The organism is Sorangium sp. So ce131 (assembly GCF_051519095.1).
Lineage (GTDB): Bacteria > Myxococcota_A > Polyangia > Polyangiales > Polyangiaceae > Sorangium.
Window position 1 is genome coordinate 270796 of the sequence record NZ_CP150455.1, and the last position, 12097, is coordinate 282892.

At 70.8% G+C, this 12097-nt stretch carries 5 protein-coding genes; 4 read left to right on the forward strand and 1 reads right to left on the reverse strand.

Annotated features, from left to right (window positions below; genetic code table 11):
* Positions 1-415: 415 nt before the first annotated feature.
* From WMF43_RS01055 to WMF43_RS01070, 4 genes are all read left to right on the forward strand, one after another.
* On the forward strand, positions 416-2275 hold the full coding sequence (locus WMF43_RS01055; protein ID WP_437676770.1) for an OmpA family protein: 1860 nt from the start codon (positions 416-418) through the stop codon (positions 2273-2275).
* Complete coding sequence (locus WMF43_RS01060; RefSeq protein ID WP_437676771.1) at positions 2272-6399, forward strand: hypothetical protein; 4128 nt, start codon at positions 2272-2274, stop codon at positions 6397-6399. Before WMF43_RS01055 ends, WMF43_RS01060 begins: the two co-directional genes overlap by 4 nt.
* A 246-nt stretch (positions 6400-6645) precedes the next feature.
* Complete coding sequence (locus WMF43_RS01065) at positions 6646-7059, forward strand: PilZ domain-containing protein (RefSeq protein ID WP_437676773.1); 414 nt, start codon at positions 6646-6648, stop codon at positions 7057-7059.
* Between the two features lie 367 nt (positions 7060-7426).
* Complete coding sequence (locus tag WMF43_RS01070; RefSeq protein WP_437676775.1) at positions 7427-10249, forward strand: glycoside hydrolase family 3 C-terminal domain-containing protein; 2823 nt, start codon at positions 7427-7429, stop codon at positions 10247-10249.
* 192 nt (positions 10250-10441) lie between these two features.
* Here WMF43_RS01070 and WMF43_RS01075 read toward each other — a convergent pair whose 3' ends face one another.
* Positions 10442-11668, reverse strand: coding sequence for a vWA domain-containing protein (locus tag WMF43_RS01075; RefSeq protein WP_437676777.1), 1227 nt, complete (start codon positions 11666-11668; stop codon positions 10442-10444).
* Positions 11669-12097 lie beyond the last annotated feature (429 nt).

A 12097-nucleotide genomic window follows, 5' to 3' on the forward strand; every position in this document is an offset into this window, starting at 1 on the left:
CGGACCGCCGGCTGAGCCACGCAGGCCGCAGCGCTGATGTCTGCAGGCATCTACCGCCCGCGCTCCCAGGCCGCACCGAGGCGCAAACTCAGCCGTCACGCCGCGCCGCCGCGCGCCGCCGCGCGTGCATAGGCCTTGCATCACGCCGCGAAGGCGCCGCCAAGGCGCCGCGAAGCCGCGCTCGCGCGAACATGCGATCGCAGGCGCCCGTCTGCTGATGAGGCCGATGCGCTCTGGCCCGGTGTAACGATGAAAAAGTGCATCGACGGCGTCCGGGGGAGCATATAAGACGGCCTGGGTTTCGAGGTAGCCTGCCGCCCCTCTGTGGCGAGGAGGCGGTCTTTTCCTCCGACTTGCCTGCGTGCCGGCTCCGTGTCGGCCGCCAACCACCAAGCACCCGAAGGTGATCCTGCGCATGAGAGCCCATTCTCCCCCTCGATGGATCTGCGGAGCCGCCGCGTTAGCCGCGGCCGCGGCGTGGTCCGCGCCGGCGTCCGCTCAGGAAGCAGGAGCGGCGCAAGGCCTCGCCCTCAACCGCTTCAACCCCGCGCCCGCCGGCGACCGGATGCTCAGCGTGCCGTCGCCCTACGCGGCCTCGCCGCGCCAGGACGGCAGCCCGACGCTCCACCTGATGCTGCTCGGCGACTATGCGCACAACCCGCTCGTGCTCACGCGCGAGAGCACCGACGAGAACCTCGGCGCGATCGTGGGGCACCAGCTGTTCCTGCACCTGAACGGCTCGTTCACCGTGTGGGACCGGCTGCACCTCAACGTCGACGTGCCGCTCGCCGTGCTGCAGGAGGGCGACAGCCCGGCCGAGGAGGGGCTCTCCTTCGCCTCGCCGAGCGGCGCGGCGCTCGGCGACGTCCGGGTCGGCCTGCGCCTACGCCTGCTCGGCGACTACTTCGACCCGTTCCAGCTCGCCGTCGGCGGCTACGTCTGGCTGCCGACCGGCGACGGCGACGCCGGCTCGTTCGTGGGGGAAGGCAAGGTGCGCGGCATGCCCCAGATCATCGCCGGCGGCCGCGCGCCGAACTTCGTCTGGTCGTTCGCGGCCGGCGTCGACCTCCGCCCCGCGCAGACGTTCGCGCAGGTGCGGCAGGGCCTCATGTTCAACGGCGGCGCGGGCGTCGGCGTGCTGCTCCTCCCGGAAGAGCAGCTCCAGATCGGGCCCGAGGTGAACGTGGCGACGGTCCTCGAGGACCCTGAGGCGCGCAACACCAACGTCGAGGCGCTGCTCGGCGTCAGGTACCGCTTCGCGCCCGCGGTGCGCGACCTGGAGCTCGCCGTCGGCGCGGGCCCCGGCTTCACGTCGGGCATCGGCACGCCGGACTTCCGCGCGGTCGCCATGCTCGCGTACTCGCCGGAGGTCCGGCGCGAGGACCCCGACCGCGACAAGGACGGCATCCCGAACACGCAGGACGCGTGCCCGGACGTGCCCGGCGTCGGCGACCCGGATCCGAAGCGGAACGGCTGCCCGCCGTCCGATCGCGACGAGGACGGCATCCTCGACCGCGTCGACGCGTGCCCGGACACCGCCGGCGTCGCGAACGACGACCCGAAGAAGCACGGCTGCCCGCCGCCCGGAGACCGCGACAAGGACGGCATCACCGACGACGTCGACGCGTGCCCGGACGAGGCCGGCCCGGCCAACGACGACCCGAAGAAGCACGGCTGCCCGCCGCCGCCGGACAAGGACGGCGACGGTGTGATCGACGCGGAGGACGCCTGCCCCGACATCCCCGGCCTCCGCACCACGGATCCGGCGACGAACGGCTGCCCCGGCGACCGCGACGGCGACACGATCCGCGACGACAAGGACGCCTGCCCCGACGAGCGCGGCAAGCCGAACGAGGATCCGCAGAAGAACGGCTGCCCGGTCGCGGTGCGCGTGACCGAGCAGGAGATCGTGATCCTGCAGCAGGTGCAGTTCGACACCGCCAAGGCGACCATCAAGAAGGCGAGCGATCCGCTGCTCGAGGAGGTCGCGGGTGTGCTGAAGGAGCACCCGGAGATCACCAAGATCGAGGTGCAGGGGCACACGGACACGCGCGGCGGACGCGCGTACAATGTCAAGCTCAGCCAGGCCCGCGCCGAGTCCGTCGTCAAGGCGCTCGTCCAGCGCGGCATCGAGGCGGAGCGGCTCGCGCCGAAGGGCTACGGGCCCGACGTCCCGATCGCGGACAACGACACCGACGAGGGGCGCCAGAAGAACCGGCGCGTGCAGTTCAAGATCATGGAGAAGAAGCCGAAGCAGCAGCAGGAGGCGCCGTGAAGAGACGTTTTGTCATAGGTGGTCTTGTCGGGCTCGCCTGGGTGGGCGGGCAGAGCGGCGCCGCGCACGCCGCGCCCGAGCTGCGCGTGCAGGTCGACCAGAGGGGCGACTTCCTCCTCATCGGCAACACGCTCGGCCACGAGTGCGGGGTGGACGACGTAGCGCTGCCGGACCCGGTGGTCGGCACCGTCGGGGAGTGCGGCCCGGCGGGCCTCGGCGACAGCGCGCCCGATGTCTTCTGGCGCGCCGACTCGCCCACGGAGGGAACTGCGGAGGCGAACACCAGCATCACGGTCGCCCAGGCGCGAAGCACCGCGGTGCTCGCTCTGCCGGCCGGCGCCGAGGTCACGCACGCCTACGTCTACTGGGGAGCGCACATCGTCGGCAATACGGCCGACACCGCCATCACCCTGGATCGGCCTGGCGCGAGCGGGTTCTCCCAGGAGGTGACCGCCCTCCAGTCGTTCGTCACGGAGGGAGGCGGCTACTACCAGTCCGTCGCGGAGATCACGCCGCTCGTGCAGGAGCACGGCGCAGGTGCCTACCGGGTGGGCGGCGTGAACAGCAGGGACATCGTCAACAACAACGACAGCAACAACTTCGCTGGCTGGTGGCTGGTCGTGTTCTACCGGCTCGCCTCGGATCCGCCGCGCAACCTTGCGCTCTTCGACGGGTTCGACCGGGTGAACACCGGCTCGCCGCAGAGCGCCGTGCTCTCGGGGTTCCTGGTACCGCCGACGGCGGGCTACGACGCGAAGATCGGCATGGTCACGTTCGAGGGAGACCAGTCCATCACCGGAGACGCGTTCCTCTTCAACGGGGTGGCGCTCGAAAACGACCAGAACCCCGACGACAACTTCTTCAATGGCACGCGGTCCTACTTCGGCGCGCCGGTCTCGAACGCCGGAGACCTGCCCCAGCTCACGGGGACCGCGGGGACCATGTCCGGCATGGACATCGACGTCCTCGACATCAAGAACCGGGTGACCCCGGGCCAGACCTCGGCGCCCATCGCGGCGACGACCACCGGCGATCTGTACTTCCTCGCCGGCTTCGTCACGTCGATCTCGACCTTCAAGCCGGACTTCACGTCCTCCAGGAAGACGGCCGTCGACGTGAACGGCGGGTCGCTGCTCCGCGGCGACACGATCGAGTACACGATCGTGGTCCGCAACACGGGCAACGACGCGTCGATCGACACCGTGCTGACCGACCCGCTGCCCGAGGGCGTGACCTACGTGCCGGGCTCGCTGAGGATCACCGAGGGGCCGAACGCGGGCGCGAAGACGGACGCGGCTGCCGATGATCAGGGCGAGTACGACGCCGTGGATCGCATCGTCACGGTGCGGCTCGGCGCCGGCGCGACCGGGGCGGCCGGGGGCTCGATCGTCGCCGGCGGGACGACGACCGTGACCTTCCGGGTCACGGTGGACGCCGGCGCCACGGGGCTGATCGAGAACCAGGCGCTCATCACCGCCGCCGGGCAGCAGGGCTCGCCCCCCGAGCAGACGCCGACCGACGGCGACGACGAGACCGGCGGCCCCCAGCCGACCGAGACCGTCATCGACGAGTGCGAGACCGACGCGCAGTGCTCCGGGGACACGCCCCGCTGCGACACGGAGGCGACCCCCAACACCTGCGTCCAGTGCGTCACCGACGCGCACTGCGGGCCGCTGACCCCGCAGTGCGATCCCGAGGACCGCGAGTGCGTCTGCATTCCCTCGGGGCCCGAGCTCTGCACCGACGGGATCGACAACGACTGCAACGGGGTCATCAACAACGGCTGCGACTCGGACAATGACGGCCTCGATGATCCCACCGAGATCGCGGGCGGCTCCGACCCGAACGACGCCGACAGCGACGACGACGGCGCGATCGACGGCGACGAGCCGGACTTCGACGAGGACAGCGACGGCGACGGGCTCATCAACGCGCTCGACCCCGACAGCGACAACGACGGGCTGCACGACGGCACCGAGCTCGGCTTCGGTTGCGACAACCCGGCGACGAACGCCGACGCGGGCCACTGCCGGCCCGACGGCGACGCCGGCGCGACCAAGACCAACCCGCTCGACGCGGACAGCGACGACGGCGGCGTGCCCGACGGCAACGAGGACTTCGATCTCGACGGCGTCATCGACGAGGGCGAGACCGATCCCAACGACGGGGACGACGACGCGACGCCGCCGGTGGACTCCGACGAGGACGGGCTGAGCGACGACCTGGAGGAGACGCTCGGGAGCGATCCCAACGACGCCGACACCGACGACGACGGCGTGATCGACGGCAACGAGGTGAACCCGGCCGACGACACCGACGGCGACGGGCTCATCAACGTCATCGACGTCGACAGCGACAACGACGGCCTCTTCGACGGCACCGAGCTCGGCCTCGACTGCAACAACGCGGCGACCGACGTCACCGCGGGCCACTGCCGGCCCGACGGCGACAGCGGCGCGACCAAGACGTCGCCGGTCGATTGGGACAGCGACGACGGCGGCGTGCCCGACGGCCTGGAGGACATCAACTTCAACGGCGTCATCGACGAGGGCGAGACCGATCCCAACGACCGGTCCGACGACGCGCCGATCGTCGACACGGACGGCGACGGCCTGAGCGACGCCGCCGAGGAGGAGATCGGCACCGACCCGAACGACGCGGACAGCGACGACGACGGCGTGATCGACGGCGACGAGCCGAACTACAGCGACGATCACGACGGCGACGGCGCCATCAACGCGCTCGACCCCGACAGCGACGGCGACGGGCTGTTCGACGGCACCGAGCTCGGCCTCCCCTGCAGCAACCCGGCGACCGACGCGGAGGCGAACTTCTGCATCGCGGACGCGGATCCCGAGACGACGACGCACCCGCTCGATCCGGACACGGACAACGGCGGCGTGAGCGACGGCCTGGAGGACGCGAACCACAACGGCGCCATCGACGAGGGCGAGACCGACCCGAACAACGGCGACGACGACGCGGTGGAGGAAGACCGCGACGGCGACGGGCTGCCCGACGCGGTCGAGGAGATGATCGGGAGCGATCCGGACGACGCCGACACGGACGACGACGGCGCGCTCGACGGGCGGGAGGTGAGCCCCGGCGAGGACAGCGACGGCGACGGCCTGATCAACGTCCTCGACGTCGACAGCGACAACGACGGGCTCTTCGACGGCACCGAGCTCGGTTTCCTCTGCGACAACGAGGCGACCGACGAGGCGGCGGGACACTGCCGGCCCGACGGGGACGAGGGGGCGACCAAGACCTCGCCGACCGACCCGGACACCGACGACGGCGGCGTGTCCGACGGCAACGAGGACTTCGATCTCGACGGCGTCCTCGACGAGGGCGAGACCAACCCCAACGTCGGCGATGACGACGTCCCGCCCACGGACACGGACGGCGACGGGCTGAGCGACGCGCTCGAGGGCACGATCAACACCGACCCGAACGACGCGGACAGCGACGACGACGGCGTGATCGACGGCGACGAGCCGAACTTCAGCGACGATCACGACGGCGACGGCAAGATCAACGCGCTCGACCCCGACAGCGACGGCGACGGGCTGTTCGACGGGACCGAGCTCGGCCTCCCCTGCGACAACGAGGCCACCGACGCGGCCGCCAACTCCTGCATCCCGGACGCGGATCCCGAGACGAAGACGAACCCGCTCGATCCGGACACGGACGACGGCGGCGTGAGCGACGGCGAGGAGGACGCGAACCACAACGGCGCCGTGGACGACGGCGAGCGCGATCCGCTCGATCCCGCCGACGACAACGAGGTCGCGGAGTGCCAGCAGGACAGCGACTGCGGCGACGCGACGAGCGGGCAGATCTGCGACCAGGAGACGAAGGCCTGCGTCGACGGCTGCCGCGGCGAAGGCGGCAACGGCTGCCCGTCAGGGCAGGTGTGCAGCTCGACCGACGCGTCCGCGGGCACCTGCGGGCCCGCGCCCGTCGACGAGAACGACCCCGACGACATCTTCGCCGAGGGCAACGGCCTCTGCGCCGCGCGACCCCAGCCCGCGAGCAGCGTCCCGGGCGCGGGCACGGTCCTGCCGATGCTGGCCGCCCTGGCCGGCCTCGCCCTGCGCCGGCGGCGCCGCGCCGGCCGCTAGCCGGCGTCAGGAAAGAGCACCCACGGCCGCACGTCCTCCGCCGGATCCGGCGGAGGACACCTCCCCGGCGGCCGCGGGCGCCGACGCCGCAGCCACCCGACAGCGACCACACCTCCTGAAAACAGAGCGCCGCAGAGCGCCCGCCTCTCTCCCTCCCAGAGCGCCAGCGCAGCGCCGCTGCCCCGTGTAGGTTTCTTGTCCACACGCGCCGGCCCTCCGTACCGTACTGCGCTGAGGAGAGTCACCATGGAGATGCTGCTCGCCAGCGAGCGCCGCGTCGCGCGCCGCGCCGTCATCGTGGAGTGCCAGGCCGTGCGCGAGAGGGGGTTTCGGCTGCTCGGGACCCGCGCGATCGACCTGTCGACCGACGGGATGCTCGTGCTGACCGACGCTCCGGCGCTCACGGGCGAGCCGGTGATCGTGACGTTCCGGCTCCCGGACACCGACGTCTGGATCGACGCGACGGCGACGATCGCGCGCACCCTCCACGGCCGGCGCGTGGGTGATCCGGGCCGCGCCGTCGGCCTGCGCTTCGATCCGCTCGACGCCGCGTCGGGCCGGCGGCTGCGCGCGGCGCTCGAGCGTTTCCCGCCGACGTTCCCGTACCGCGCGCCGCGCGTCGACTACGCCGCGACGGCGGCGATGATCCTGCTCAGCTGATCCACACGAGAGACGCCGTGAGCAAGCGCCGGACAGGACTGTCGATCCTGGCTTGACGGCCCGTCCCGAGCCCACGATCGCGCTGAACCGGGTTGAGTTGGCGACCCAGGTTCAGCGCCGCGATCGACCTGGCGAGGTCGACGTCACGCAATCCGTCCCAAGTTGATTTGGCACGACCTGTACACGAGCCCCACCCCGGGTCGTGTCCCCGCGCCGGTGCCTCCCCGCGCCGCAGCCGTCTTCCTCGGCCGTTGCCGCTCGCCCGTGTTTCATCTACGTCACGCACGTTACTCCACAGGGGATCAGGTAGGAGCCTTTCCACCGTCTGTTCACCACGGAAAGAGGCCAACGAATGACCATCAAGCACTTGGCTTTCACAAGAGCGCTCTCGGCGCTCCGCGGCGCCGTCGCGTTGACCGCGGTCGCGGCCTGCTCGTCGGACCATGCTCCCCCCGACGTGGGCGAGCCCGCGGCGCCCCTCGATCCGGCGGGCGCCGACCTCGCGCGCGATCCGGCCGAGCGCTTGCCGGAGCCGACGGACGACCTCCCCATCTACCTGGACCGCAGCTACTCGCCCGAGGAGCGCGCCGCGGATCTCGTCTCGCGCATGACGCTCGCCGAGAAGGCCAGCCAGATGATCAGCAGCCAGGCGCCGGCCATCCCGTCGCTCGGCCTCCCCGCCTATGGCTGGTGGAACGAGGCCGCGCACGGCGTCGCGCGCGAGCAGGTGAACGACCGGGGCAACCCGCCCAACACCATCAACACGACGTCGTATCCCGTCGATCTCTCGCTGGGCTCGACCTGGAATCCCGAGCTCATGTACCGCGAGGCGAGCATGATCTCGGACGAGGCGCGCGAGGTCTTCCGCAACAACAAGCTCAACCTCAACTTCTACGCCCCGACCATCAACCTGGCGCGGGATCCCCGCTGGGGCCGCAACGACGAGGCCTTCAGCGAGGACCCGGTGCTCACCGCCGCCATCGCCGCGCAGTTCGTGAACGGCATGGAGGGCAAGGACCAGCGTGGCCGCCTCTTGCCCGAGGGCGGCGGTTACCTGAAGGTGAACACCACGCTCAAGCACTTCGCGGCGAACAACAGCGAGTACAACCGCCGGAACGGCAGCTCGGACATGGATGAGCGGACGCTGCGCGAGTACTACACGGCGCAGTTCCGCGACGTGATCCGCGCCTCCCATCCGGCGTCGATCATGAGCGCCTACAACCGCGTCAACGGCGTCCCCGTGGCCGCCAGCATCCAGCTCAAGGAGGTACTGGCGCGCGCGACGTTCGGCTTCCGCGGCTTCTTCACCTCGGACTGCGACGCCATCCGCGAGATCCAGTCCGGGCACCGCTGGCAGCCGCCCGGTTATCCTCACCCGCTCGACGCCGTCGAGCGCCACGCCTTCGCCGCCGTAGCCGGCGAGGATCTCAACTGTAACTGGGGCTATCACGACAGCTACAGCTACGCGAACACCCTCGTGGACGCCGTCGCGCGCGCCATCCCCACCCCGACGGGCATCTTCAACGAGAACGACGTGGATCCGCTGGTCACCCGGCTCTTCGCCGCGCGCGTGCGCCTCGGCGAGTTCGACGACGACGCCGGCGTCCCCTGGGTCGTGCAGGCGCGGGCGCGCGTCGCGCAGGGGACCTGGACCAACAGCGACGACAACGGCGCGATCACCGAGACGCCCGAGCGGCTCGCCATGGCGCGAGAGGTCGGGGCCGAGGCGATCGTGCTCCTCAAGAACGCCGAGACCCGGCGCAAGGACGGCAGCACCGGCAAGCTGCTGCCGCTCCAGGTCCCGCGCCGCGGCGGTTTCCGCGTCGCCGTGATCGGCACCTACGCGAACCCGGCCGAGGTCTTCCTGGGCGGCTACTCCAGCGACCAGGCGGCCGCGGGCAACGCCAAGACGGTGAACGGCTACAGCGGCGTCAAGGCCGCGGTTCAGGCCATCAACCCCGCGGCCGTCGTCGACTTCTACCCCGGCGTGACGCCCGAGACCCTGGCCGAGGTGGACGCGGCCTCCGTCGCCGCCGCCGCCGATTACGACGTTGTAATCGTCTACGTGGGCATGGACGGGCGCCACTCGCGCGAGGACGTGGATCGCAGGACGCTCGCGCTGCCCGGCGCGCAGGCCCAGCTCATAAGCCAGGTCGCCGCGCAGAACCCGAATACCATCGTCTACATGGAGACCGCCGGCCAGGTGGATGTCGAGGGCTTCGCGCCCGGCGTGGCGGCGCTGCTCTGGAGCTCCTACAACGGCCAGCGCAAGGGCGAGGCGCTCGCCGACGTCCTGCTCGGCGAGCACAACCCGAGCGGCCGGCTGCCCTTCACCTGGTACACGAACCTCTCCGACCTGCCGCCGATCGGCGATTACACCGTTCGACCGACGGCGAGCACCCTGGGCCGGACTTACATGTACTTCCAGGGCCCGGTCACCTATCCTTTCGGTCACGGCGTGAGCTACACGAGCTTCCGCTACGCGCGTTTGCGCGTGGACCGGCAGCGCGTCAGCGCAAACGGCACGCTGGGGGTGAGCGTGAGCGTCAGCAACGTCGGGCGCTTCACCGGCGACGAGGTGGTCCAGCTCTACGTGAGCACGCCCGACGCCCCTGCCGCCCTCGAGCGTCCCCGGAAGCGGCTGCGCGCGTTCCAGAAGATCAGGCTGCGGCCCCTGGAGACCCGGCGCGTGACCTTCGAGCTGCCGGTCGCCGACCTGGCCTTCTTCGACGAGAAGAAGGGGCAATATGCCGTCGACCCGGGGAACTACGGTATCCAGATCGCGCGCTCCGCCGCCGACGAGGACATCGAGGCGCAGGCCTTCGTGACGGTGGTCGGCGCGCTCCTCCCGGTGCCCGCGGTCGTGACGGCCAAGCCGCAGATCGTGGGCGATCACGAGCTGGGCATCCAGCAGCGGGTCTTCTTCCCGGTGGGGGCCGAGATCGATCCGCAGCTCACGGTCTCGCTGAGCGACGAGACGCTCTACGGTTACATCACCAAGGGCGAGAGCCGCCGGCTCCCCGAGGGCATGCGGGTGAGCTTCGTCAGCAACCGGTCCGAGGTGGTCTCCGTGGACGAAGGCGAGACGATCCGCACGGTCGCGCCCGGGGTGGCCACGGTGACCGCCTCCGTGGAGTACCGCGGCGTGACCACGACGGTCGATTTCGTCATCTACGTGCGCTCGACGTGATCGGATGGGGTGCCGGGGAGCTCCGCTCCGCGGCACCGACACCTCGTTCTCCAGCCCGGCCCGATTCCATGTCCCGCGCATGACCGCCCGCCGCGGGCTGGGCGAGGGGGCGGCCCTCCGGCCCGCCGGTGCGGCCCTCCGGCCCGCCGGTGCGGCCCTGTCGAGGGCGCGCCGGCGGGGGAGCGCCGCTGCTCACAGCGGGACCGCGATCACGTCCTCGCAGGTGAAATCGACGCCCAGAGACACCTCGAACTCGGCTTGCACCTTGGCGCATGCGCCGTCGCAGAGCACGATCGAGGTCGGGTTCGCGGGGTCGTCGTAGCGCCAGGCGCTGTCGGTCGCACAGCCCTGGTCGTACCCGAGGGTCGTCGGGGCGCTGGTCGTGGCGCTCGTGTACGTCACGCTGACCTTCTGCTTGTCGAACGTCCTCCCATCGGGGGGCGGCGGGATCGGGATCGTGCACGAGACCGCCGCGCCGCGGATCTCCTCGATGGCCGCCTTGAACGCGGCCGAGGTCACCGCGGCGTTGCCGGTGTCGAGGATGAACGCCTCCTCCGTGCCGCCCGCCGTCGCGATCTGGTGCAGGTTGGTGAGGCTCGCGGGCGCGCCTTCCACCGGCGGGTTGTCGACGCCGATCACGAAGGTCGAGATGTTGCTCGCGCGCGCCGCGTCGACGTGCTGCACCACGGTCTCGATCGAGTCCGCGCCGCGGCCGCACTGCTCCGGATAGCCGTCGGTCACGAGCACGATCGCGTATTTCCCCGGGTTCCGCTGCCGCTCCGCCTCGATGAAGGCGAGCGTGCCTTCCATCACGAAGGCCGTCGGCGTGCCGATGCGCCAGCTGATGTCGTCCGGGGGCGTGACGGCGTCGATCGCCTCGCCGAACGCCGGAGAGGGCAGCGGGGTCATCGGGACATCCGGGGTCAAGTACGTGTCGGCGACGCACATCCGCTGCCGCCCCCCCGCGCCCGGGAAGAACGTGAGCGACGCCCTGAACCCCTCGGACGCCGGATCCATGAAGAACTGCTTCGTCGCCGCGACGACGGGATCCCACTTGAGCGCCTTGCTGCGCCATTCCACGTCGTTCGCGCCCATGCTGCCCGACACGTCGAAGGCGAAGGCGAGGTAGACCTGTTGAAAGCCGGCCTCGGACGTCTTCGTGGCGCACGCTTCGTCGCCGCCGGTCGAGCTGCCGCTGCTGCCTGCGCCGGGATCACCGCCCAGGTCCACATTGTCCCCCGAGCCGAACTCGTCATCGTCGCCGTACCCGCTTCCGCTTCCGCTTCCGCTGCCCGAGGGATTGCCGTCCCCCGGGCCGCTCTGAGGGGTACCTCCGTTCTGGGTGTCCGTGCCGCCGCCGCACGCTGCACCGACCGTGGCCACCATTGACAAGGCAATGGCCCTGAACGCCAATCTCATGGCCTGACTCCTCTTCAAGCAAGTGCCAGCGACCTGCGCCGGCAGGAATCCCAACGCCCACAACGCCTCAGGAGCCGGCGCGTTGTGCCGGACCGGGCTCGCCGAAGCCCCGCGACCCGTGAGGACTATACGACAGAAAGCTGCTCGGTGCGAGTACGTGCTCCGATGTGCCTCATTGCGCGCGCGGCGCTTACACCGTAACTCGCCCGTGTGACCGCAATACGCCTGGGGGTTGATGGGGTCTTCGAGCCCGCGGGCGCGGCGCCGGTACCAGGCTCAGCCGCCAGGGGCCGCGCGGCCTATTTCGACTGGACGGATTCCATTCGTGATGACCGCTGCCGAGGGCAGGAGAGCGCTGCAGATCCCCACGCGGCGAGCGGCAGCGCCTCGATGCCCCCGCGCCGGGGGCACGTGGTCGCCTCGTGGACG

Coding starts and splice junctions, on each gene's coding strand:
- WMF43_RS01065 (WP_437676773.1), top strand. CDS start 6,646: ATGGAGATGCTGCTCGCCAGCGAGCGCCGCGTCGCGCGCCGCGCCGTC.
- WMF43_RS01075 (WP_437676777.1), bottom strand. CDS start 11,668: ATGAGATTGGCGTTCAGGGCCATTGCCTTGTCAATGGTGGCCACGGTC.
- WMF43_RS01055 (WP_437676770.1), top strand. CDS start 416: ATGAGAGCCCATTCTCCCCCTCGATGGATCTGCGGAGCCGCCGCGTTA.